This is a genomic window from Segniliparus rotundus DSM 44985 (assembly GCF_000092825.1).
GTDB lineage: Bacteria > Actinomycetota > Actinomycetes > Mycobacteriales > Mycobacteriaceae > Segniliparus > Segniliparus rotundus.
The window spans coordinates 1,695,419-1,719,195 of the sequence record NC_014168.1 but is presented as its reverse complement, the minus strand read 5'-3'; the positions used below and the strand labels follow the sequence as shown (position 1 = coordinate 1,719,195).

17 protein-coding genes are annotated in these 23,777 nt (G+C 67.7%); 12 read left to right on the top strand and 5 right to left on the bottom strand.

The window, feature by feature from the left end:
- Positions 1-107 precede the first annotated feature (107 nt).
- The 4 genes from SROT_RS08590 to SROT_RS08575 all read right to left on the bottom strand — a co-directional run bounded on the left by SROT_RS08590 (position 108) and on the right by SROT_RS08575 (position 3,552).
- On the bottom strand, positions 108-668 hold the full coding sequence (locus tag SROT_RS08590; RefSeq protein ID WP_013138631.1) for a hypothetical protein: 561 nt from the start codon (positions 666-668) through the stop codon (positions 108-110).
- The gene (locus SROT_RS08585; protein WP_013138630.1) at positions 668-2,116 is read right to left on the bottom strand and encodes a lipase family protein; all 1,449 of its coding nucleotides are present in this window, start codon (positions 2,114-2,116) and stop codon (positions 668-670) included. Before SROT_RS08585 ends, SROT_RS08590 begins: the two co-directional genes overlap by 1 nt.
- Positions 2,113-2,616, bottom strand: a complete 504-nt coding sequence (locus SROT_RS08580) for a WXG100 family type VII secretion target (RefSeq protein WP_013138629.1) — start codon at positions 2,614-2,616, stop codon at positions 2,113-2,115. The genes SROT_RS08585 and SROT_RS08580 overlap by 4 nt, the downstream gene beginning before the upstream one ends.
- 111 nt (positions 2,617-2,727) lie before the next feature.
- A complete protein-coding gene (locus SROT_RS08575) occupies positions 2,728-3,552 on the bottom strand; it encodes a hypothetical protein (protein ID WP_013138628.1) in 825 nt (274 codons plus the stop codon).
- 276 nt (positions 3,553-3,828) lie between these two features.
- Between SROT_RS08575 and SROT_RS08570 the strand changes: the two genes are divergently transcribed.
- The 6 genes from SROT_RS08570 to SROT_RS08545 all read left to right on the top strand — a co-directional run bounded on the left by SROT_RS08570 (position 3,829) and on the right by SROT_RS08545 (position 11,647).
- On the top strand, positions 3,829-4,494 hold the full coding sequence (locus SROT_RS08570) for a response regulator (protein ID WP_049773336.1): 666 nt from the start codon (positions 3,829-3,831) through the stop codon (positions 4,492-4,494).
- A gap of 5 nt (positions 4,495-4,499) precedes the next feature.
- Positions 4,500-6,104 carry a sensor histidine kinase gene (locus tag SROT_RS08565; protein ID WP_013138626.1) on the top strand — a complete coding sequence of 535 codons (1,605 nt, stop codon included), beginning with the start codon at positions 4,500-4,502 and terminating at the stop codon, positions 6,102-6,104.
- A gap of 87 nt (positions 6,105-6,191) precedes the next feature.
- Positions 6,192-7,253 (top strand): EfeM/EfeO family lipoprotein, encoded by a 1,062-nt coding sequence (locus SROT_RS15645; protein WP_049773335.1) that lies wholly within the window; start codon positions 6,192-6,194, stop codon positions 7,251-7,253.
- A complete protein-coding gene (locus SROT_RS08555; protein WP_013138624.1) occupies positions 7,250-8,455 on the top strand; it encodes a Dyp-type peroxidase in 1,206 nt (401 codons plus the stop codon). The genes SROT_RS15645 and SROT_RS08555 overlap by 4 nt, the downstream gene beginning before the upstream one ends.
- A 69-nt stretch (positions 8,456-8,524) precedes the next feature.
- The gene (locus SROT_RS08550) at positions 8,525-10,348 is read left to right on the top strand and encodes a phospholipase C (protein WP_013138623.1); all 1,824 of its coding nucleotides are present in this window, start codon (positions 8,525-8,527) and stop codon (positions 10,346-10,348) included.
- A gap of 45 nt (positions 10,349-10,393) precedes the next feature.
- On the top strand, positions 10,394-11,647 hold the full coding sequence (locus SROT_RS08545; protein WP_013138622.1) for an MFS transporter: 1,254 nt from the start codon (positions 10,394-10,396) through the stop codon (positions 11,645-11,647).
- Positions 11,648-11,686: 39 nt separating this feature from the next.
- Here SROT_RS08545 and SROT_RS16080 read toward each other — a convergent pair whose 3' ends face one another.
- Positions 11,687-12,073, bottom strand: a complete 387-nt coding sequence (locus SROT_RS16080) for a hypothetical protein (RefSeq protein WP_013138621.1) — start codon at positions 12,071-12,073, stop codon at positions 11,687-11,689.
- Between the two features lie 277 nt (positions 12,074-12,350).
- On the opposite strand from SROT_RS16080, the gene aspS reads away from it, so the two are divergent.
- From aspS to SROT_RS08515, 6 genes are all read left to right on the top strand, one after another.
- Positions 12,351-14,156 (top strand): aspartate--tRNA ligase, encoded by a 1,806-nt coding sequence (gene aspS / locus SROT_RS08540; protein ID WP_013138620.1) that lies wholly within the window; start codon positions 12,351-12,353, stop codon positions 14,154-14,156.
- 7 nt (positions 14,157-14,163) lie between these two features.
- On the top strand, positions 14,164-17,511 hold the full coding sequence (locus tag SROT_RS08535; protein ID WP_013138619.1) for a transglutaminase family protein: 3,348 nt from the start codon (positions 14,164-14,166) through the stop codon (positions 17,509-17,511).
- A gap of 11 nt (positions 17,512-17,522) precedes the next feature.
- A complete protein-coding gene (locus SROT_RS08530) occupies positions 17,523-20,192 on the top strand; it encodes a circularly permuted type 2 ATP-grasp protein (protein WP_013138618.1) in 2,670 nt (889 codons plus the stop codon).
- 12 nt (positions 20,193-20,204) lie between these two features.
- Positions 20,205-21,098: a transglutaminase family protein gene (locus SROT_RS08525; protein WP_013138617.1), complete on the top strand. Its 894-nt coding sequence runs from the start codon at positions 20,205-20,207 to the stop codon at positions 21,096-21,098.
- An 86-nt stretch (positions 21,099-21,184) separates the two neighbouring features.
- Complete coding sequence (locus SROT_RS08520) at positions 21,185-22,354, top strand: protein kinase family protein (protein WP_013138616.1); 1,170 nt, start codon at positions 21,185-21,187, stop codon at positions 22,352-22,354.
- A complete protein-coding gene (locus SROT_RS08515) occupies positions 22,342-23,691 on the top strand; it encodes a replication-associated recombination protein A (protein ID WP_148223397.1) in 1,350 nt (449 codons plus the stop codon). The genes SROT_RS08520 and SROT_RS08515 overlap by 13 nt, the downstream gene beginning before the upstream one ends.
- The last annotated feature ends 86 nt before the right edge of the window (positions 23,692-23,777 follow it).

Below are 23,777 nucleotides of genomic sequence, written 5' to 3'. Positions count from 1 at the left end.
GGCCGTCGAGGTGCGTGACGATGTCGCCCCGGATAATTGGATAGGGGAGATGAGGAATTCGCGGGCATATTCTTCGCTCTGTCGCAAACAGGCCGGGAACCGGAGGCCTATGAGGTTTTGTGCGGGCCGTATGTGGCGTACAGATCGCGTTGAAGCTCCTGTGCGAACCGCCATTCGTCCAGGTGCCGTTCTGCGATTCGAGGCTCAACGGAGAACGTTGGCTCAGCGCTCGGCTGCACTGTGTTCGCGGGGTTGAAGAGCAAGTTCACTTGCACTTGAAACAGAGGTTGCTGCATGGTGCCCGCCCCGTCGGATTGCTCCGGGCTGGCCCCGACCGCCGAACGCGTGTTGAAGACGACCTTCACTTGGTTCAATCGCGCGGGGGTCTTCCAGACCTCTTCCACAACACGTCGCGTCTGGGGTTTCCACTCGTCTGCTCCGGCATGGCCGGGCAAGACTTCTATGGAGAACGTGAGGTGCGGGTCTGCGTCGTCAATGCCTTGCGGGGCGGTGTAGCGGTACTGTGCGTCTGTGACGAGAGGGTCGGCTTTGAGCTGTGCGACGATCCGAGCCGCCAGCAGGTCGACTCGGTCGTCGGGCTTGACGCATCCGCCGCCCATCAGTCCGACGAGCGAGAGGAGGGCGAGGAGCAGAGGTGGCCGCCGCATCAGTCGGGGACTCTCGTGGAGTAGTACTGATGTGTCTCGACTGATGTCCCGGTGGTGAAGCCGTTCTCGGCGAGGGATTGGTTGAAGGCTGCGACGGAGGGGTTTTTGCTGGCGGGGTTGCCGGGGTCGGAGAGTTGCCGCGCGACGCCGGTGTAGCCCTGTTCGCCGAGGCTGTGGTTCCCGAACACGGCGCCGGTCTGGTGGTCGAAGGTGACGGTGGTCCAGTTGCCGGTGGCAGGGTTGCTGCGGCCGTCGAGGTGCGCGACGATGTCGCCGCTGTTTTCGAGCGAGAGGACCTTCACGCTGGAGGGCATGTCGACCAATCCTACGGGAGAGCCTGCGGTGATGACATTGGTGACGTTGTATTTCCCCTCGTTGACCCAGTCAGCTGCCGCGTTTGCGGCGATGATGCCGCCCTGGCTGTGCCCGACGAGCATAACAGGGTCGGTTGACGTCGCTCCGGCTTGTCTGAGGGCTTGGTCGACGGCCTGCTGCAGGGCGGTGTCCTGACCGGCGACGCCGTGGATATTGGTGCCGAGGTCGTTGATGTTGGTGTTATTGCTCCCCGGTGTGGAGGAGTTCCATACTTTGGTGCCGGGGATGTCGACGATGTAATGAGGTTTCCCATCCGGGCCGGTCACTGTGCGGACGTCGATATTTGGGCCGTTGTTTTTGCCGTCGTTTCCGGCAGTGGTGTTGCGATGATTGATCTCCGCGAGGACGTCGCCGAGATTTCGGGGCACAGTGGTCGCTGTGGGGTCGAGGTCTCGGCCTTTGCTCTCAGTGTGGGCTTTGCCGTCAGGCATGAGGAGGCCGATCTCGGTCGCGCCTTGCTGCAAGTCGACAGGGAATTTTTGGAGGAGCGACAGTGCCCCAGGGGTTCCGCCGACGACAGCGTCGACGACGCCAGGGTGTTCGGTGATGAGACGTTGCAGGTCGGCGACCGCGTCGTCCTTGAGCTTGCTGACGTCGCCGCCGTTTTTGATGAGCTCGGCGAGGGCATAGGCAGCTCCGTCTGGCAGGGCTGCGGCGATGGCGGCGGGCAACACGGGGAGGGCCGCCGCGCCGGCGAGCCATTGCAAGTCTTCGAGCAGTTTGGCGCTCGCCTCGTCCGCGAGCTGGTACCCGGCTTCTGCTGCGCGCAGCGCCGCCGAGCGCAGCTCAATGGTTCCGGCCACGGCCGTGAGGCCCTTCGGGCCGTCCAAGGCGCCGAGCATCGCGCTCTCGAATTTGGCCGCGCCGACTGGGTCGAGGACCGCGGAGGCAACGACGTTCGGGTCCACGAGGTACTTATGGCCTTTTCCCGCTGTTGCGAGCGAGTCCCCGCCGACCTCGTCGGTCAGCCTGCCCATCGCGCCGAAGTCCTCGTACACGGCCGAGGCGCCCCCGGCTCCGCCGGAGACCTTGATGTTGGTGATGCCAGGATCGGTCCCCGTCGGGACGGTCATGAGATTTTCCCGTTCTTCTGCATGTACTCGCCGACTTCGATCCAGTCCTTGTGCCCTGCCTCAGGGAGGTTGTCCGGGCCGTACCGCAATCCCGACCAGGGCTCGGTGGGCCGGGACTCTTCGCTGCCGAAGAAATGGTTCCACACGGATTTCACCCCGCTCGCGACCTCGTGCACCGCGTTGTTGAACCAGGAAACCGCATTGTGGAACCAGTCGCTGACTTGGTTCTCGAATTTGCTGATGAGCGCCAGCCGCTCCCGAACCGTCCCGGCGTGTTTGCGCAACTCGTCGGCGGCGTGGTCCAAGCCGTCCCCGGCCTCGAAAAGTTTGTCGCGGTCTTCTCTGGCGAGCTCGCGGAACCGGTCTGCCGCGACCCCGTGCCATTGCATGCTCCCGGCCCGGTTCACGAGCTCTGTCGCGCGGTCACGGACGTGCGAGGCGTCTGCGTTGATCTCCGAGGCGATCCGCTCGAGGTCGTCCGGGTTGCCATAAAAGGGCATCCTGAGTTCTCCGTCCCTTGACCGAGTTGTCGCGTTGCCATTCTAGACCGACACGACATGTCTTCTCAAGATATGAGACGGTTTTTCGCCCCATTTGGTTCCGTTGCTTTTTCAAGAAAGGGCCGAAGCGAGAAAACTTGCTGCACAGACTCCCAAAGACCCTGGCTGGACAGGTTCGAGTTGCACGAGCCGCTCCCCAGTCCCGCCGTCGGACGGGCGCAGTCCGGTCCACGCCCCGCCCGCGTGCAGCCAGACAATGCGGTCGGCTATCGGCTCGTTGCCCGAGTGTCCGGTCATGTCGCAGGTGAGCAGGCCGTCGGTCTGCTCGGCGAGGCGGCTCGCCAGGCGGTGTTGTTCTTCGGGGAGGGCGAGCGCCTCGAGCGCCGCGCCCACGCCGGGGGGGTCTGCCGAGCGCAGCGTCACAGCGAGGCCCAGCTCTTCAAGAGCGCGGAGCGGCAGCGCTCCGACGAACCGCTCGGGCGGTTCGTCGCCGAAGAGTGTCGCGAGCTGGGCCGAATGCTCTGGTTCGGGCGGCACCGCGCGAAGGAGCTCTTTGCCGAGTTCGACGGATCGGAAGAAGGAGAGTTCTAATTTTTTCCCGTCAAGGCGGAAAAGCGACGCGCCGAAAACGCCGGCGACCGCGTGCAGGCAGTGCACGGCGGTCGAGCCGATATGGGCTGTGGTCGCGAGCATTGCTCGCGGATGGTCCAGAACTTGGAGGTTCGCCGCCACCGAAGGGTGCACCGCCACGGCTCCGGTTCCTTCGCTCAACAGGGCTTTCTGCGCGATGAGCCCCTTCTTCTGCGCTGCTGGGTCTTCGGGAGCGCCGGGCTGCCAGCTCGGCGGCAGCTCGATGTCCAGCAGTTGGACCAGGTGCCCGAGCTCGTCTGAGGACAGAACGAGACGGCGGGGATGCAGTGCCGTTGGTTGCGCCACACCCCCAGGCTACGCCGTGGGCGGCACAAGGGCATTCGTCCTTCGCGGACGAGGGCGTTCGTTTCCTGCGCGACCTTGTGCGCGCGACATAGAATTGAGGAGGCTTCCACGAAAAAGCTTCAGGCGCGGCCAAAACGCCCGAAGAAAGGCGCGGAGCGCGGCGGCGGAAAAAGGAACGCACCATGACCCACTCGCAGACGACCCGGCCGTCGTCGTCCGAGAAACATCACGGGCGCGGCCGATGAGAGCAGCAGCGCCTATGAGAGAATCAGCGCCGTGACGGCGAGTCGGCGGACCTCTGTGTTCTTGGTGGACGATCACGAGGTGGTCCGTCGGGGAATCGCCGACCTGCTGGAGCAAGAGCCAGACCTCTCCGTGGTGGGCGAGGCGGGCTCCGTCGCCCAAGCCCTCGCGCGCGTCCCCGCCGCCGCTCCGGACGTGGCTGTGCTCGATGTGCGTCTGCCGGACGGGAACGGGGTCGAACTCTGCCGGGAACTTCGCTCCAAACTGCCGCAGATCAGTTGTCTCATGCTCACCTCGTTCACCGACGAGCAAGCCATGACCGACGCGATCCTCGCTGGCGCGGCCGGGTATGTCATTAAGGACGTCAAAGGAATGGATCTCGTCGCGGCGGTGCGCGCTGTCGGCGCGGGCCGTTCCTTGCTCGACAACCGCGCGGCAGAAGCGCTGATCCGCCAGCTGCGGGCGGGCAAGCCCGAGCCGGGGCCGTTGGCGGGCCTCACCGAGCAGGAGCGCGTGCTGCTCGATCTGATCGGGGAGGGCCTGACGAACCGTCAGATCGCGCAGCGGATGTTCCTCGCCGAGAAGACAGTGCGCAATTACGTCTCCAGGCTCTTGGGCAAGCTCGGCGTCGAGCGTCGGACGCAAGCCGCTGTGATCGCGGTGAGCGGCGGGGCGGGGATGCGGGAGAAAGGTGTGTAGCCGAGCTGGAGACATCCGAAGGCCCTGCGCGCGCGCGACGTGACGCTCTGCTGACGACTGGGCAGAGCCCTCTGATCGACGCCGTCCTCGCGGTCTCCTCCGGCCTCGATCTTCCGGCGACGCTGCGCGCGATCGTGCGAGCGGCCCTCGGCTTGGTGGACTGTGAATACGGGGCGCTGGGGGTCGTGCGCGAGGACGGAATGCTCTCCGAATTCATCTACGAGGGGATCGATGAGCAGACGCGCAAGCAGATCGGGGATTTGCCGTTGGGGCGCGGTGTGCTCGGCGCGGTGATCGAGGGGCACAAGCCTTTGTTGCTTTCCGACATCAAGGACCATCCGAATTCGGTGGGCTTCCCCGAAGGCCACCCGCCGATGCGGTCTTTCCTCGGAACGCCGATCATCGCGCGCGGCATGGTCTTCGGCAGGCTCTATCTCACCGAAAAGCGCGGCGGCGGCATGTTCACCGACGAGGACGAACGGCTCGTCCTCGCGCTCGCGGCCGCTGCGGGCGTCGCTGTCGACAACGCTCGGCTCTACGAGGACTCACGGCGCAGGCGTGGTTGGTTGGAGGCCACGAAAGAGGTGACCGAAGCCATTCTCGCGCAAACGCCGCGCCGTGAGGTGCTGCGCCTGGTCGCCGAGCGCGCGTTGAGCCTCATGCAGTGCTCGTTCGCGGCCGTGTTGGTTGTCGAGTCGGAGGCCGAGCCGTTCGGGGTCGCCGTGCGCCGGGGGACCGCGCCGCCGGGCCTGGCCCGGCTGGACGAAGCGCGGTTGCGCGCGATGGCCCAAGACGGGAAGGCGAGGCGATTCGGAGCGGGCGAGGCAGCCCCCGGCGCTGGCCCCGTGCTGATCGCGCCGATGCGCACCGGACAAGTCCGGTTGAAGGCGCTCCTTGTCGCCCGCGCGCCGGGGGCGGTTCCCTTTGAGGAGGAAGAGCTGCGGCTTCTGGTTTCTTTCGCCGAGCAGGCCGCCTTCGGCCTGCGCTGGTCGATCCAGCAGGAGGCCAGGCGGGAACTCGAACTGCTCGCCGACCGAGAACGGATCGCCAGAGATCTGCACGACCATGTCATCCAGCGTCTCTTCGCGATCGGCCTCGGCATGCAGGGCACGCGCCGGATGGCGCTGCAACCGGAGCTCCCCGCCCGCCTTGACGACCACATCGACCGGTTGCACGAAGTCATTCAGGACATCCGGGCCACCATTTTCGAGCTCCAACCAGATGGTTCCGGGGTTGCCAGCCTGCGGGCGACGCTGCAGAACATCCTCGCGGAGATCTCTCGCGACTCGGGGATGCGCGTCACTTCGCGGTTGAGCGGTCCGCTCGGCGTTGTGGCCGCGCCGCTCGCCCAGCACGCGGAGGCAGTCGCGCGCGAGGCGGTGACCAACGCTGTCCGGCACTGCGGCGGCACGGAGATCCTGGTCGAGGTGTCTGTGGCGGACGAGCTTGTGATCGAGGTGTCCGACGACGGGGTTGGCATTGCGCAACAGATCCGCCGCAGCGGATTGAAGAATCTCGAGCAACGAGCGAACGAAGCGGGCGGCTCTTTTGCCGTGACGGCGTCCCCGCTCGGCGGGGCGAAGCTCGTCTGGCGCGCGCCGCTCGAATAGGTAAACTGAGCGCATGGCATTGCTCGGCGAGTCCCCGAAGAAATGTCGACAGCTCTTTTCCGTTTTTGTGCTGGTGACGAGCACAGCGTGATCTTCAAACAGTCCTCTCTCGCAGGGTGCCTCTTGCTTCTGCTCGCGGGCTGCTCCGGTGCTGCGGGACCGGCGCGGCCGCCGTGGGCGGTCTCGTGGCCGGGGCTGCCCGTGACCGAGGTGCGGGCAATCGGGGACGGCTGTGTGCGCGATCCGGCGGCCCGCCCCGGTGAGCAGGTGATGGTCGTCGCCAATACTTCCGCCGCCCCTTTGGAGCTGCGGATCGTCCTCGCCGACAGTCCTGCTGCGGTCTTCGAGCTCGAACCAGTCGCCCCGGCGACGGCTCGGGCCGCCACCGCGAGGTTGGCCGGCGGGCGCTACCGCTACGCGTGCTATTTCGAAGAACAGCGCGTCATGTACAGCGAGCCTTTCGAAGTGGTCGGGGCGCCTGGGGACCAGCAAGCGGTTGCCGCGGTCAGCATGCAAGACCTCAACCCTGTCGCGCGGGAGTACGAGCACTGGGTCGCCGGTCTGTTGCCGCAGTTGCGCCAGCAGACTGCGGCAATCGCCGTCGGCGGAGCTGCAGGGAAACGGAGCTGGACAGCCGCGCACAGGCTCTACGAGACGCTCGGCGCGGCCTACGACGCCTTCGGCGACCAGGGGCAGGCGGTCGAGGACGGCTTCGCGAGCGTCGAGGACGCGCTCTGGAGGGGCGCTGACGCGGCAGACGCGTCGCGCACGCTCACCGAGGCGGTCGACGCCCTCGCGGACAGCTTCCCCGAGGCCGAAGTCGATCCGCTCGCGCTGGGCTTGCGCGCGCATGAGATCGTCGAGGACTCCATCGACAAGACATTGAGCGGCAGGGACGACCACGGCTCGCACACGGCGCTGGCCACCCTTGCGGCGAACCTCGATGGTGTGACAAAACTCCTCGACCTTTTGGACCCGCTCCTGCGGACGAGGTATTCCGCCCTCCCGGCGTTGCGCGCCGAGCTTGTCTCCGCGCAGGCGCTTGTGTCTGGCCATCCGCCACGACAACGCTTGAACGCGGTGTTCAGCCAGCTCGCCGAAGACCTCGCCCCAGTTGCGGCGATCTGCGATATCCGGAGGCGCGAATGAACGAGCCGGACCTCGGGCGCCGGGCGCTGCTGCTCGGCGGCGCTTTGGCCACCGCCGGGGCGGTCGCGGCGGCTGGCCGGGGCCCAGAGCGACGAGCCGGAACCGCGATGCCTGTCGCGTTCTTCGGCGAGCACCAACCGGGGGTCCTCGCCCCGCCCGCCCCAGCCGCCATCGTCGCGAGCGCGAATGTGATGGCGGCCGAGCGCGACGGCCTGGTCGAGCTCTTCACAACGATGACCGCCCGGGTTCGCGCGCTCGTCTCCGGCGCGGCGGCGCCGTCCACCGGAGTCGGCGAGGTTCCCGCCGACTCCGGCACGCTCGGACCCACCCCCGCGCCGCGCGGCCTCACGGTCACCCTCGGCGTCGGGGCTTCACTCTTTGACGAGCGCTTCGGTCTCGCTGACCGCAAACCTGCCCGGCTGGGCACTATGGAGGCGTTCCCCGACGACGACCTCGACCCGGCGTGGTGCCACGGCGACCTGAGCCTCGTCATCGCTGCCGAGAGCCAGGACGTGGCGTTGCACGCTTTGCGGGACCTCGCCCGGCACACCAGGGGGGCGATGCAGTTGAACTGGAAGCTCGACGGGTTCACGAGCCCCGCCCGTCCGGATGGAGCCCCCCGCAACCACTTCGGCTTCAAAGACGGCACGGCGAACCCGGACACCGCCTCGTCGAAGGAGATGGCCCGTCTCGTGTGGGCGGCCGCGGACGATCAGCCGTGGACCCGAGGCGGGAGCTACCAAGTGGTGCGTCTGATCAAGATGCTCGTCGAATTCTGGGACCGGATCAACATCGAGGAGCAGGAGCAGATCTTCGGCAGGGACCGCGCGAGCGGGGCGCCGCTGACCGGGAACACCGAATCGGACGAGCCTGATTACGCGAGCGACCCCGCTGGCAAGGCGATCCCCTTGACCAGCCATATCCGCCTCGCGAACCCGCGCAGCCCGCAGACCGCCCGCTCGCAGATCCTGCGCCGCGCCTACAACTACTCCCGAGGCGTCGACGCGAACGGCAATGTGGACCTCGGCCTCATTTTCACCTGTTACCAGCAGGACATCGCGGAGCAGTTCGCCACAGTGCAGCGAAGGCTCGCGGGAGAGCCGCTCGTTGACTACATACGACCGTATGGCGGCGGCTACTTCTTCGCGCTCCCCGGGGTGCGCGACGAGCGGGATTATTTCGGGCGTGCCCTGTTGCAATGATCTGCGTGGACCGAAGTGGTCACCGAGTGCTGTTACAGTGGCCCCGCAACGACGGCAAGGAAGGGTCGTATGAGATTTTTGCGCCTCGCGATCGCGTCGGCTCTGGCGCTTTCGCTCCCGCTTGCCCCGTCCGCGTCCGCGTCCGCGTCGACGTCCACCCCGATCAAGCACCTCGTGGTCATCTTTCCGGAGAACATCTCTTTCGACCATTATTTCGCCACGTACCCGCACGCCGCGAACATCGAAGGGGAGAGCACGCAGGGCTCCGGTGAGCCCGCGCCAGCGTTCGTCGCTGATCCGGCCACGCCGACGGACGTCCGCACGCTGGAGCACGACGGGCTCCTCGGCGAGGCGAACCCGAACTCGGAGAAGCCGTTCCGCCTCGCGCCGGACCAGGCGGTCACGTGCGATCAGATCCACCTCTACGACGCGGAGCAGCGCGCCGCGAACGGCGGCGCGATGGACAAGGCCGTCGAGAACACCAGCAAGGACCGCTGCCCGAGCGCGGGCAAGAACATGCACGAGGCCAGGGGCCTGGTGATGGGGTACTACGACGGGAACACGGTGGCGGCCTTGTGGAACTACGCGCAGCACTACGCGCTGAACGACAACAGCTACAGCTCTGTGTTCGGCCCCTCGACCCCCGGCCACCTGAACTTGGTGGCCGGAACCACCTACGGGGTGCGCTCCTTCGACCCGCGGACTCGGCGGCAGACGGCGAAGCCCGACAGGTTCGTCAAAGCGCCGGGCCCGGACGGGACGGGCACGTTGGTGTACGACCCGGACCCCGCCTTTGACGACTGCTCGAACGGCAACGACGCCTCGGCGGACGACAATCTCGCCGGGTATGCCGACGGCACGAAGAACATCGGCGACCTGATGAACGACAAGCAGGTCACCTGGGGTTGGTTCCAAGGCGGCTTCCGCCCTTCGAGCCGGGACGAAGTGCGCGCGATCTGCAAGACGGGGCACCGCAACGTCGCAGGCAACGCCGCAGACGACTACTCCGCGCACCACCAGCCGTTCCAGTACTTCCGCCAGACCGCGAACCAGCACCACACGCCGCCCGCCTCGGTCCAGGAGGTCGGCCGGGACGGGCAGGCGAACCACCAGTACGACCTGGAGGACTTCAAGGCCGCTTTGGACGCGGGTTCGCTGCCCGCGGTGAGCTTCCTCAAACCGGGGCAGTACCAGGACGGGCACGCCGGATACTCGGATCCGGTGGACGAGGGCCACTTCATCGCGCACTGGACAAACCTTGTGCAGCAGTCCTCGTCCTGGAAGGACACGGCGGTCGTCATCGCATACGACGACTCTGACGGCTGGTACGACCACTTGGCTCCGACATTGCTCAACGGTTCGAGCAACCCTGGCGCGTACCCCCAGGACGACGGCAAGGACGAGCGGTGGTGCGCGGACTTCGCCGCGAGCCATCCGCCCCTGGCCGGCCAGCAAGACCGCTGCGGGCCCGGCACCCGTCAGCCGTTGCTGGTCATCTCGCCCTACTCGAAGCGCAATTTCGTCGATCACACCAGCACCGAACAGACTTCGGTCACTCGTTTCATCGAGGACAACTGGGGCCTCGGACGGCTCGGGCCGGACCGTTTCGACGGGCGGGCCAACCCGATCGACGCGATGTTCGACTTCGCCGACCCGCCCCGGACCGAGCCGTTCCTCCTTCGCGAGGACACCGGCGCGGTGGCGGCGGACGGCGATTTGCACGTCCGCAAAGACGAGTCATTCGTGAACAAAACCAAAGGCACGGCCCATCGCCCAGGCGTCGCCACCACGCCGTGGTGGCAGCAGGACTGGGCGATTGCCAGCGCGGTCGCGCTGCTGGTCCTTTTGCTCGGCGGCGCGGCGTTGTTGCGCCGCCGCCGAGGCAACGGATGACCTCTTGCAGAATCGCCTGATGATGTGAGCCTACCCCGGTAGAGTATGCGCGTGGTCGAACCAAAATCTTTTGCGAGGACTGCGCGGGGAGCGGGGGCCGAGGCGATCCGCGCGGGACTTTCCTCGGGGCTTTTGCTCCTGCTCAGCGTCGTCGCCGCCGCGTCTGTGGCCGGACTGTACTACGCGCAGCCGCTGTTGCGTGTGATCGCGGACCAGTTGCACGTGTCCATCGGGCTCGCCGGACTCTTGGTCACTGGTTCGCAGATCGGCTACGCCGCAGGGCTGTTGTTCATCGTGCCGCTCGGCGATGTGGTCAGCACGAAGAAATTGCTGGCAGGCATGGTCGCCGCCGCATCCTTGGCGCTCGTGGCCGCAGGGCTCTCTCAGGATTTCACGATGCTCTGCGCCGCTTTGGTCCTCGTCGGCGTCGCGGCCACGGCGGCGATGCTGGCCGTCCCGCTCGCCGCCCATCTGGCGCCGCCAGAGCGCCGGGGCCAGGCCACGGGTTTCGTCATGTCGGGCTTGCTGCTCGGGATCTTGCTCGCGAGGACGGTGAGCGGCGTGGTCGCGCAGGTCTTCGGGACGTGGCGCGCCGTGTTCTTCCTTGCCGCCGCGGCCGAGCTGGTGCTCGCAGCGGTGCTGTGGCTGCTGGTCCCAAAGACGGTCCCGTCCGCGCACGGGCCCTACGGGACGTTGTTGCTGTCAGTCGGCAAGCTGGTGCGGACATCGCCGCTGCTGCGCAAACGAATGGCCCTCGGTTTCCTGAACATGGCGGGTTTCAGCGCGCTCTGGACCAGCATCGCCTTCCTCTTGTCCGGCTCCGGGGGGACGCGCTATCACGACAGCGAGGCGGTGATCGGACTGTTCGGCCTCGTCGGCGCGGCTGGCGCGTTGATCGCCCCGGTCACTGGCAGGTTCGCCGACCGGGGGCGGGGCGTCTTGGTCGCGACGCTTGCGTGGATCATCGTGCTCGTCTCCTGGCCGTTCCTGGCGTGGGGGTCGTGTTCCCTCGCCGCGCTCATCGTCGGCCTGGTCGTCTTCGACCTCGGCGTGCAGATGGTGCATCTGTCCAATCAGCACGCGATTTACGCCGCCCATGCCGCCGCTCGGAGCCGGGCCACGTCCGCGTACATGGTGCCCTATTTCCTCGGCGGCGTGGCGGGATCTGCGGCTTCCGGATTCCTCTACCAAGAATCCGGTTGGGCAGGGGTGTGTTGGGCAGGGGCGGCCTTCGGCGCAGTCGGACTGGCCTTGCGGCTGTGGTCGAATTGGTCTGAGCGGTCGAACCCGGTCGAGTGAATCGCTTTTCGGGTTCACCGCCGTCCAGGGCCAGGACCGTCAGGGCCGGCGCCGGGGCACTGGACCCCAACCAGGGCCTGGTCGGGGCCCAGGGCCCCGGTCGCGCCAGCCTGGACCGGGGTCGTACCAACCGGGTCCGGGGCCGCTCCAATCTGGACCGTCGTGGAACCGGCGCCAGTCGTCGCCGTCCCAGGGGCGGTCGCCGTCCCACCATCGGTCCCCGTCCCACCAGCGGTGGCGGGGGAGGTCGACACAACCGCGAACGAATCCGAGCGGCCCAGAAACGCACACGTCGGATTTGATCGGGGCGATGGTCTTTGTCGGCATTGGATCAGCTGAGGCTGTCGCCGCGTCGGTGATGATGAGCGGAGCAGCGATGGCTCCGACAACCAGAGCAGCTTTTCCAAAGGATCGTATCTTGGGCATTCCAGGCCTCCGACTTCGTTGTCGATTCCGTGATACATAAAGATTAGCTCAACGCAATCAACTATCGCGCAGATTCTGCGCGATTCCCAGCTGGTTGACAGCGACTGCGAGTTGGCCTGTCGCGGAAGAAGTCAGTTGCGCCGGGCGCGAACGAGCCCGTACAGTGCCACCTGAAGCGAAACCGGGCGCCTTGCCGGAAAGTCCTGGGCTTTTTGTGCGTGGCAGCTTCAATCCTCAGGACAGGAATTTCCGATAGTTGTAAGGAGAGGTGACGGGCGTGCGCACGCATTTGGCCGGTGAACTGCGAGAAAACCATATTGGAACCGATGTGGTGCTCACCGGCTGGGTCGCGCGCCGCCGAGACCACGGCGGGGTGATCTTCGTCGACCTCCGGGACAAGTCAGGGATCGCCCAGGTCGTGTTCCGGGACGGCGACGTGCTCGCGCGCGCGCACGCGCTGCGAGCCGAATACTGCCTGAAGATCAACGGCGTCGTCGACCGCCGTCCCGAGGGCAGCGAGAACGCCGCCCTCGGGTCCGGAGCCGTCGAAGTGGGCGTCACCAGCTTCGAAGTGCTCTCCGAATCCGCCCCGTTGCCCTTCCCGCTCGACGAGCCCCCAGGCGAGGAGACCCGGTTCCATTACCGCTACCTCGACCTGCGCCGGCCAGAGGCGGCGCAGATGCTGCGGCTGCGCTCGACGCTCAACGCCGCGGCCCGGCGGGTCCTGCTCGACCGGGATTTCACGGAAGTGGAGACTCCCACCCTCACCCGCTCAACACCAGAGGGCGCGCGCGACTTCATCGTTCCGGCCAGGCTCAAACCGGGCAGCTGGTACGCGTTGCCGCAGAGCCCACAGTTGTTCAAGCAGCTGCTTATGGTCGCGGGGCTCGAGCGCTACTTCCAGCTCGCCCGGTGCTATCGCGACGAGGACTTCCGCGCCGACCGCCAACCCGAATTCACGCAACTCGACTTGGAGATGAGCTTCGTCACCCAGGACGATGTGATCGCGCTCGCCGAAGAGGTCGTCGCCGCAGTGTGGGGCGTGCTCGGCGAGGCTCCTGAGCTCCCGTTGCCCCGGATCAGTTACGCGGAGGCGATGCGCCGGTACGGCTCCGACAAGCCCGATCTGCGGTTCGGCGTGGAGCTCGTGGACTGCACCGACTACTTCAAAGACACCCCGTTCCGGGTTTTCCAGGCCGAGCATGTCGGCGCGGTCGTCATGGCGGGCGGGGCGGGCCAACCGCGCCGCGCGCTCGACGGCTGGCAGGACTGGGCGCGCCAGCGCGGGGCAAAGGGCCTGGCATATGTGCTGATCGGGGAGGACGGCGAACTGTCTGGACCGGTGGCGAAGAACCTGTCCGAGGCCGAGCGCGACGGCCTCGCCGAGCATGTCGGCGCGAAACCGGGCGACTGTGTCTTCTTCGCCGCTGGCGACGCGAACAGCGCGAGGAGCCTGCTCGGCGCCGCCCGTGTGGAAATCGCCACGCGCCTCGGTCTGCTCGACAACGCTCCCAAGTGGGCGTTCGCCTGGGTGGTCGATTTCCCTCTGCTCGAACCCGCCGCGCAGGCCAAGGCGGCAGGCGACGTGGCGGTGGGGGAGGGCGCTTGGACGGCGGTGCACCACGCGTTCACCGCGCCGTCTGAGGAAAGCTTGGCTACTCTGGAGCAAGACCCCGGCTCTGCGCTCTCCCAGGCGTACGACCTGGTCTGCAATGGACACGAGATCGGCGGTGGCAGCATTCGTATCCACCGAAGGGAAGTGCAGGAGCGCGTGCTGAAGCTGATGGGATTCGACCAAGAGCGGGCCCAGGCCGCTTTCGGCTTCCTCCTCGACGCGTTCAGCTACGGTCCGCCGCCGCACGGCGGCATGGCGTTCGGCTGGGATCGCATCACAGCCCTGCTCGCAGGCGTCGACTCGATCCGCGAGGTCATCGCCTTCCCGAAGTCCGGCGGCGGACAAGACCCGCTCACTGGCGCGCCTGGCGCCATCACACCGTCGCAGCGCGCCGAGACCGGGGTGGACTTCAAGCCTGGGCCGGTCGGCTTTGGAGACAAATCTCAGCCCAAGGCAGAGAAGAACTAGGAGCACGATGGGCATCAAGGTCGCCCTCGAACATCACACCAGCTATCGCTTCGACCGCCAGGTCGGCGTCTATCCGCATGTGGTCCGGCTGCGCCCCGCCCCGCACACCAGGACCAAGATCGAGGCCTACTCGCTCACCGTCCATCCGGGGCAGCACTTCTTGAACTGGCAGCAAGACCCCTTCGGCAACTTCCTCGCGAGGGCGGTTTTCCCCGAGCGGGCAGCAGAGCTCTCCTTCACGGTTTCGCTCATCGCCGACCTCACGCCGATCAACCCGTTCGAGTTCTTCATCGAGGACTACGCGGAGCACGCGGGCTTCGCGTATCCGGCCGCGTTGCGCGAATCCCTCCTCCCGTACCGGAGCCGGGTGGACGAAGCCGGGCCGCAATCGGGTCCGGGCGAGCTGGTCATCGCTTTCGCCGGCCGTTTCGCCGAACCCGGCCAGATCCGCACGATCGACCATCTCGTCGCGGTCAACACCGCTGTCAGCCAGGAGATCGGTTACAGCGTCCGCATGGAGGCCGGTGTGCAGAGCCCGGACCACACGTTGCGGAGCAAAATCGGCTCTTGCCGCGACTCGGCCTGGCTGTTGGTCTCGGTTTTGCGCGAGCTCGGCTACGCGGCGCGGTTCGTCTCCGGCTACCTCGTGCAGCTCACCTCCGACTTGCCCGCCCTGGACGGCCCGTCCGGGCCCGAAGCCGACTTCACCGACCTGCACGCCTGGACCGAGGTCTATTTGCCCGGCGCGGGCTGGGTCGGGCTCGACCCGACCTCCGGGCTCTTCGCGGCAGAAGGGCATATTCCGCTCGCAGCGGCTCCCGAGCCCGCCCTCGCGGCCCCGATCGAAGGCGCGACGGACACATGCGAGGTCGCCTTCGAGTTCTCGAACACCGTCCGTCGCGTCCAAGAAGACCCGCGCGTCACGCTCCCGTACACCGACGAGCAATGGAAGTCGGTGTACGAGCTGGGCCTCGCCGTGGACAAGCGGCTCAAGGACGGCGACGTGCGCCTGACGATGGGCGGCGAGCCGACGTTCGTCTCCGTGGACGACCGTGTGTCCCCGGAATGGACCACCGCCGCGGACGGCCCGCACAAGCGGGAGCGCGCCGAAGATCTCGCCCGGCGCGTGCGCACGCACCTCGCGCCTGGCGCGCTGCTCTCCCACACGCAGGGCAAGTGGTACCCGGGCGAGGCGTTGCCGAGATGGAACATCGGCGTGCATTGGCGCGCCGACGGGGAGCCGTTGTGGTCTGACGAGTCGTTGCTCGCCAAGCCGTGGGAGCCCGCGCCCCGCACGCTCGAGGCGGGCGAGGCGGCGAAGCTTGCCGCCCAGTTCGCGAAACTGCTCGCGAGCCAGCTCGGCGTGTCCGCTGAAGCGGCCCAGCCCGCCTACGAGGATCCGCTCGCGCAGCTGCAGCGCGCGTTGCGCATGCCAGACGGCGACCCGGCAGACCTTGAGTCCGACCTCGGGCCCGAACTCGACTCGCCACAGGCGCGGGCCAAGCTGGTCGAAGTTCTCGACGCCCGTGCGAACATCCCGGCGGCGTACGTCGTGCCGCTGGAGCCCTCCGATTCGGGCGACGGCTGGTTCAGCGCCCTGTGGCGGACCCGTCGAGGCCGCATCGTGCTCACCGAGGGCGACTCGCCCGCCGGACTGCGCTTGCCGCTCGACTCGGTCAGCTGGTCGCCGCCTGCGCAATTCCCGCCTGCGGACCCCATCGCGAAGCGCGCCAAGCTGCCGACCCCCCAGGGCCGTGAGCAGCGTCACCAGTCGGACGAGCCGGCGGCGCCGGCAGATTCGGCTGGAGCTTCCACGACGGCGCTGGTGGTGGAAATCCGCAACGGGCACCTGCATGTGTTCCTGCCGCCGCTGCGCACGGCGGAGGCGTACGTGGACCTGGTCGGCGCCGTGGAAGCCGCCGCGCGCGAACTCGCCGTCCCGGTCGTCTTGGAGGGCTACGAGCCGCCGCCCGACCCGAGGCTGCAGTTCATGTCGGTCACACCGGACCCCGGGGTCATCGAAGTGAACGTGCCCGCCGTGGCGAGCTTCGAGGAGCAGACCGAGCTGCTGGAGACCCTTTACGAGCAAGCCCGCCTCGCCCGCTTGTCCACCGAGACGTTCGACTTCGACGGGACGCACAACGGCACCGGGGGCGGCAACCACATCACCCTCGGCGGTCGGACGCCAGGGGATTCTCCGCTGCTGCGCCGACCGGACCTGCTGGTCTCCCTGCTCACGTACTGGCAGCGGCATCCGTCGCTGTCGTACCTCTTCTCCGGTCGGTTCATCGGTCCGACCTCGCAGGCGCCCCGCGCGGACGAGGGGCGCCCAGAAGCCCTCTACGAGATGGAGATCGCCTTCGCGGAGCTCAGCCGGATCGCGCAGTCCGGCGACTTCCGCCCCTGGCAGGTGGACCGCGCGCTGCGCCACCTGCTCACCGATCTGACCGGCAACACCCACCGCGCGGAGTTCTGCATCGACAAGCTGTACAGCCCGGACTCGACCAGGGGCCGCCTTGGCCTGCTCGAGCTGCGGGGCTTCGAGATGCCGCCGCATCCGAAAATGGCCCTTGTCCAATCGCTTCTGGTGCGCTCGCTCGTCGCGAAGTTCTGGGAGCATCCGCTCCAAGCGCCCCTGACCCGGCATGGCGCGGCGTTGCACGGGCGGTACCTGCTGCCGCACTACGCCATCGCGGACGCCGCGGAGGTCGTCGCGGATCTTCGGCGCGCCGGGATCGAGTTCGACCAGTCCTGGCTCGAACCTTTCACGGAGTTCCGTTTCCCCCGCCTGGGCTCGGTCGTCGTCGGAGGGGCGGAGTTGGAGTTGCGAGCGGCCATCGAGCCGTGGAACGTCCTCGGCGAAGAGGCCACAGCTGGCGGGACCGCGCGGTATGTGGACTCTTCGGTGGAGCGCCTGCAGGTCAAACTCGTCGGAGCCGACCCGGGCCGTTTCATCGCCACCTGCAACGGGATTCCCGTGCCGCTGCGCAGGACCGACAAGGACGACGTCCAAGTCGCCGGGGTCCGCTATCGCGCCTGGCAGCCGCCGAGCGCGCTGCATCCGACGATCACCATCGACTCGCCGCTGCGTTTCGAGCTCATCGACACCTGCACCGGGCATTCCCTCGGCGGCGCGATGTACCACGTCGTGCATCCCGGCGGCCTCGCCTACGAGGACCCGCCTGTGAACTCTGCCACCGCGCAGTCGCGCAGAATCTGCCGATTCGAGCCGATGAGCATCACCCCTGGTGTCATCGACCTGCGCAAAATCACTGAGATCGCCGCCCGGATGGCTGTGGACAACGGCGCACCGGGCATCCTTGATCTGCGCAGGGCCCGGACGGTGCTCCGGTAAATTCAACCACCATGAGTCCGGCCGGCTTGGGGTCGCAAGCGCAACAAGTTTTGTTCGGGGAAGTCTCGGAGGGCTACGACGAGCTGACCGACGACGACGGGCAGCCCCGTGCCCACTGGTCAGAGCTGCTTTCCTCGCTCGCTCCGCTCGGCCCCCAGGGCCTTGGCCATTTGCGCGCCCGCGTCGCCCGTCAAGTCGACAGCGACGGCGTCACGTACAACCCGGTGGGCGCGCCCGAGCTCGCGACAGCCCGGGCCGCGCCGCTCGGCGAGGGCCACGGCCGTGTCCTTGGCGCCCCGGCCTCCTGGCCGTTGGACCCGATCCCGCTGGTGCTCTCCGCGCACGACTGGTCGTCCCTCGAAGAGGGGCTCGCCCAGCGCGCCCGGTTGTTCGTCGCGCTCTTGGCCGACCTCTATGGCCCGCAGCGGGTGCTGGAGCAGGGCCTTGTGCCGCCAGAGCTTGTGTTCGCGCACCGCGGCTACTTGCGGATGGCGTTGCAGGCTCCGTCGCCGCCGAAGCCGGTGTTTTTGCACGCCGTCGAACTCGGCCGGGGGCCTTCCGGGAATTTCGTCGTCCACGCCGACCGGACCCAGGCCCCCTCGGGCGTCGGATACGCTGTCGCGGGGCGGCGCGTGCTCATGCGCTCCGCGCCTGGCGTCTTCCAAGCTGTGGCCCCGCGCTCGTTGGGCCCGTTCATCCAGGAGCTCCGGCTCGCGCTGCTGGACGCCGCGCCGGCCGGTGTGGAAGATCCGACGGTGGTGGTGCTCTCTCCGGGGACAGGGTCGGAAACCGCGTTCGACCAGGCCCATCTCGCGCTTCTCATGGGATTCCCGCTTGTGCAGGCCCCCGACTTGATGGTTCGGGAAGGCAAGCTGTGGATGCGTTCCTTGGGAACCCTCAAACGCGTCGATGTGGTGTTACGACGGGTCGACTCGCAGTTCGTGGACCCGCTCGATTTGCGCCCGGACTCGCAGCTCGGCATCGCGGGCCTGGTCGAGGCGGCGAACCGGGGGACAGTGACGATTGTCAACTCCATCGGCTCCGGCGTGCTGGAAAACCCGGCCCTCGCCGTTTTCCTCCCGCAGCTCGCGCGGACGCTCCTGGACGAGGAACTGCTTTTGGAGAACGCCACCGTCCTCTGGGGCGGCCTGCCCGCGGACCGGGAGAAGCTGGCGGAGGGCTCCGCCGAACTCGTCATCCGCGATGTGGTGACCGGCGCGGCGCACGCGGGGGCCGCGTGGTCGGCCGGCGAACGGGAGCGGTTCGTCAAACAGCTGGCAGCGCAGCCGTGGCGCTGGGTGGGCCAATTGCCGATGCGATTGGGCTCCGCCCCCGTGCTCCCGGCAGACGCGGGCCTGTCGCGCGGCGACGAAGCTGCGCTGTTGCAAGGCGCTCCGGTGCTCTTGCGTTGTTTCACCGTGACGCACGGCAATGAGCAGATGGTCTTGCCGGGCGGGCTCGGCCAGGTGATGACACGCAACGGCAACGCCATGCTGCCTGCTTCCGCCGCGACCAAGGACATCTGGGTGATGCAGCCGGAAACCGGCGCGGCGCGCGGGAAGAAAACGGGCGAGCAAGGAGCACGGGTCGTCGCCTCGGACTGGGGCCGGCGCCCGAACGCGGGAGAAACTCCGCCCCAGCTGTCGGCGCGCGCCGACGAGTCGGTCACTTCGCCTCGAGTGCTCGCGGACCTGTTCTGGATCGGCCGGTACGGGGAGCGGGCCGAAGCCTTGGCCCGCCTGCTCATCGTGATCCGCGAGCGGCTGCAAGAGCAGCAGTCCGCAGGCCGCCGCGACGCGCCGTTCACGGAACCGCTGCGATCGCTGTTCGCGGCCGTGGAGCAGATCACCGCAGGACCGGCTTTGGACACGGGGATGAGTGTGGATCTCGCGCTGCAAGAGCTGCGGGCGCTCACGTTCGACCGGGATCGCCCCGGCTCCCTCGCCCAGTCCGCCGACCGGCTCGGCAACGCCGCGCAGGGCGTGCGCGACCAGCTCTCGGTGGACACCTGGATGGTTCTGGCCGACCTCGAACGCGCGTTGGAAGGGCCGGTGCGGCACAGCGCGCAGTCGTCTTGGGCCGACGAGATCGTCCAGCTCGCGATCGCCCAATCCCAGGCATTGGCGGGAATGTTGGCGCTTTCCGGCCTGGCCTCGGAGTCCATGGTCCATGACGCCGGGTGGCGGCTGATGGACATCGGCAAGCGCATCGAGCGAGGTTTGCAGCTCACCGCGCTCGTGCGGGCCACGCTCGTGCAACCCCAGGACGCGGACGCGGAGCGCCCGCTCGCCGAAGCCGTTCTGTCCTCGGTGGAGTCGGCAGTGACGTACCGGCGGCGAAACCATCTGCGCGTGCGGATCAGCACGGTCGCCGAGTTGCTGTTCTTCGACGGGGACAACCCGAGGTCGTTGCTCTACCAGCTCGAAGCGTTGCGGCGGAACTTGATGGCGCTGCCGGACGCGGCGCGTTCGACCAGGGCGGAGCACTCGTTGGAGTCCTTGTTCAGCTTGTTGCGGCGAGTCGAGCCGGACGAGTTGGAGCGGATCTCGGCGGAAGGGGAGCGCGCAGTTCTGGCACAGTGGTCGGGCGCTGTGCACGACGGACTTCGCGAGCTCGCGACCATTATCGAACGCTCGCGGCTCACTCCGCCGAGCCGGATGCGCCCCTTGTGGGCGGGCTAGGAGGAACAGGCTGTGGAATTCGCGCGCGAGCCGCAGGAACGGCTGTTCCAGGTCGTGCATCGCACTGTGTATGAGTACGACGACGATGTGACGTCGTCCTACGGGCGTGGGTTTCTCTGCCCGAGGGAGTTCGAGGGCCAGCGCCGGCTGTCCCACAGCGTGACCGTGGACCCCGAGCCCGAGGACCAGTCGACCGGGATCGACGCCTTCGGCAACCACGACTTCTATTTCCACGTCACACGCACCCACCGCAGATTGGTCGTCGACGCGGCTTCGCAGATCGCGGTCCGATCGGGATTTTCGTCCTGGGAGGATTGGGATGATCGCGCGGAGTGGGAGGACGTGCGGCTGCGGCTGAACCAGGAGCCGCTCGCGCAGCAGTACGTCCTCGACCTGGATCCGCCGGAGATCACGGAGGAGGTGTTGGCGTGGGCGGCTCCCACGTTCTCGCCCCGCAGGCCGTTGATCGACGTCGTCGCCGAGCTCACCCACCGCATCCACCACGAGCTGAGCTACACGCAGGGCTCGACGACCGTGAGCACCAAGGTCGCCTCCGTGTTGGCGCAGCGGTCGGGGGTGTGCCAGGACTTCGCCCGCCTCGCCATTGCCTGCCTGCGCGGGCACGGTCTCGCGGCCCGGTACGTGTCTGGCTATTTGCTCACCAACCCGCCGCCGGGCCAGCCGAAGCTGGTCGGCGCGGACGCGACGCACGCGTGGCCCGCTGTGGGCTTCGGCCGGGGCAGGTGGCTCGCCTTCGACCCGACGAACGACAAAATTGTGGGCAACGAGTACGTCACGTGCGCGTGGGGCAGGGACTACGCGGATGTGCCGCCGCTGCGGGGCGTCATCTACTCCGAGGCCAAGAGCAGCACGATCGGGGTTTCCGTTGACGTGGCGGAACTGTAGCGGGCCTTTTCGCCCCGCCGAATTGGCGGGGGCGCCCCCGTCTTCTGCCGGATTTCCGTTTTTGTCGGCAGCCGAGAGTACTCTTGATGGTGATGTCAGTTCTCACGGATAATCCGCCGCTCGGCACAGCGCAGGCCGCTTCGGTCATCGCCGCCGCAGTCCGGCTGCTCACGAAGCGGACCGGCGCTGAACTCACCCTCGTCGAGGTCGAGGACCTTGGCGGCACTGGGCAGACTGTGGTGGTCCGCGCGAAGGTCGGGGAGAACCCGTTCTCGTTGCCCAGGACCATCGTGGTGAAGCAGACGCCGCCGCAGAGCAGGCTGGAGATGTTCACGAGAGAGGTGGTGAGCTACCAGTTCACCACCTCTCTCGCGACGGGGGACCGCCCCGGTCCGGAGCTGCTGGCCTGGGATCTCGAAGAGCGGGTGCTCATCATCTCGGACCTCGGCGAGGCCATGACGATGTCGCAGGTTTTGGCTTCTCATTCGGGCGGCGAGGAGAACGCCCTCATGGCCTGGGCGCAGCGTCTGGGCAAGATGCACGCGGCGACGGCGGGCCGCGAGGCCGACTTCTCCGCTTTGCTGCGCCGGGCCAAGGTGCCTTCTGGCCGCGACGTGATCGGCCAACAAGTGCAGGGAGCCGTCGGCGCTCTCCCCGAGCAGCTCCGTGAGCATTTCTCCGTCGAGGTGTCCGACGAGGTGCGCGAGATCGCGGCGAAGGCGCGGAGCCTTTTCGAGAAAGGCGCGATGCGGGCGTTCAGCCCGGCGGACCCCGGCCCGGACAATATCGTGCTCACGGCGGACCAAGGGGTCCGGTTCCTGGACTACGAGTGGGGCGGATTCCGCGACGCGACGCTGGACATAGCGTATGCGCTGCTCACGTATCGCGGGGCTATGGGCGAAGACAAGAGCGGCAAGAGCCGGGAGCTTTGGGCTGAGCTGGACCAGCGGATCGTGCAGGCCTGGCGTGCGGAGGCGGTCGCCGTGTGGCCCGCCCTCGCCGACGAGATGACGGTGCACAAGCGCGTCCTGGCCGCCGGGTTGGTCTGGGTCTGGCTCACCACGGCGTGGTGGCTGCCTGGTCATCGCAGGGACGGGGCGTGGTCGCACAGCCACGCCCTCTCCTCGCCGACGCCGCAGGTGCTCATGGCCCGGTGGGAGGTGCTGCTCGGCCTCGCCGAGGCGGCGCAGGACCAGGCTGTGGCCAAGCACGCCGAAGCAGTGATCGCCGCGTTGCGCGCGGCATGGCGCTGGTGAGCGCCGCCCACACCCCCCTTGCTGTGCGCATGCGGCCGCGCGACGTGGCCGAAGTGCTCGGCCAAGACCACCTGCTCGGGCCGGGCAGACCGCTCAGGCGGCTCGTCGACGGGCATGGCGTGGCCTCCGTGGTCCTGCACGGCCCCCCTGGCACTGGCAAAACCACCATCGCCTCGTTGCTCTCCGCCGCCACCGGGCGCGAGTTCGTCGCGCTTTCCGCGCTCACCGCAGGGGTGAAGGAGGTGCGCGAGGTCATTGAGGACTCGCGGATGCGCCTCGCCGCCGGAAGGCGCACGGTGCTCTTCATCGACGAGGTGCACCGTTTCTCGAAGACGCAGCAAGACGCCCTGCTCGCCGCCGTGGAGCACCAAATCGTCCTTCTCGTCGCGGCCACCACGGAGAATCCGGGGTTCGCCGTGGTCTCCCCGCTGCTCTCGCGATCCTTGGTGCTCGAACTGCGCCCGCTCGCCCGCGAAGACCTCGACGCCCTCATCAGCAGGGCGCTCGAAGACGAACGCGGCTACGGCGGCGCGGTGCGGCTGTGCGACCAGGCGCGCGAGCACGTGCTCCGGGTCGCGGGCGGCGACGCCCGCCGCATGCTCACCGCCCTCGAAGCCGCCGTGGACCTCGCCCAGGCCGAAGACGAGGGGGCGCAGACCTGGGAGGTCTCCCTCGAACAGGTCACCGCCAGCCTGGACGAGGCGATGGTCCGCTACGACCGTGACGGCGATCAGCACTATGACGTTGTCAGCGCGTTCATCAAATCGATTCGAGGCTCAGACGTGGACGCGGCGCTGCACTATTTGGCGCGCATGGTGGTCGCTGGAGAAGACCCCCGGTTCATCGCGCGCAGGCTCATGATCCACGCGAGCGAAGACGTCGGCATGGCGGACCCGTCCGCCCTCGGTGTCGCGACGGCGGCGGCCCAGGCGGTCGCCATAGTCGGCCTTCCCGAAGCCCGGATCATCCTTGCCCAGGCGACGATCCACCTGGCCACCGCGCCCAAATCGAACGCCGTGGTGCGCGCCATCGGCGCGGCAGAGGCGGACGTGCGCGCGGGCAAAGCGGGACCAGTGCCCCAGCATTTGCGCGACGGGCACTCCTCATATGCCCGCAAGACCAAGAAAACCGCAGGTTACCGCTATCCGCATGACACGGTGGAAGGCGTGCTCGCGCAGCAGTACCCACCGGACGAGATCGTCGGGGTGGATTACTACCAGCCGACGAACCACGGTTTTGAACGGGAGCTGCTCGGGCGGGTGCCGAAGCTGCGCGCTATCGTCCGTGGCGGGGCGAAGACCCGCCGGGCCACCCCGCGCGACGGCGACAAGGACTAAACTCGCGCCAATGCGGCAACACAGTTCCTTGTCGAAACACAGTGCTTTGTCGAAAAGTTCCACCCCGTGGACATCCCCACGCCGGT

Coding starts and splice junctions, on each gene's coding strand:
- SROT_RS08590 (WP_013138631.1), bottom strand. CDS start 668: ATGCGGCGGCCACCTCTGCTCCTCGCCCTCCTCTCGCTCGTCGGACTG.
- SROT_RS08585 (WP_013138630.1), bottom strand. CDS start 2,116: ATGACCGTCCCGACGGGGACCGATCCTGGCATCACCAACATCAAGGTC.
- SROT_RS08580 (WP_013138629.1), bottom strand. CDS start 2,616: ATGCCCTTTTATGGCAACCCGGACGACCTCGAGCGGATCGCCTCGGAG.
- SROT_RS08555 (WP_013138624.1), top strand. CDS start 7,250: ATGAACGAGCCGGACCTCGGGCGCCGGGCGCTGCTGCTCGGCGGCGCT.
- SROT_RS08550 (WP_013138623.1), top strand. CDS start 8,525: ATGAGATTTTTGCGCCTCGCGATCGCGTCGGCTCTGGCGCTTTCGCTC.
- SROT_RS08545 (WP_013138622.1), top strand. CDS start 10,394: ATGCGCGTGGTCGAACCAAAATCTTTTGCGAGGACTGCGCGGGGAGCG.
- SROT_RS16080 (WP_013138621.1), bottom strand. CDS start 12,073: ATGCCCAAGATACGATCCTTTGGAAAAGCTGCTCTGGTTGTCGGAGCC.
- SROT_RS08535 (WP_013138619.1), top strand. CDS start 14,164: ATGGGCATCAAGGTCGCCCTCGAACATCACACCAGCTATCGCTTCGAC.
- SROT_RS08530 (WP_013138618.1), top strand. CDS start 17,523: ATGAGTCCGGCCGGCTTGGGGTCGCAAGCGCAACAAGTTTTGTTCGGG.
- SROT_RS08520 (WP_013138616.1), top strand. CDS start 21,185: ATGGTGATGTCAGTTCTCACGGATAATCCGCCGCTCGGCACAGCGCAG.
- SROT_RS08515 (WP_148223397.1), top strand. CDS start 22,342: ATGGCGCTGGTGAGCGCCGCCCACACCCCCCTTGCTGTGCGCATGCGG.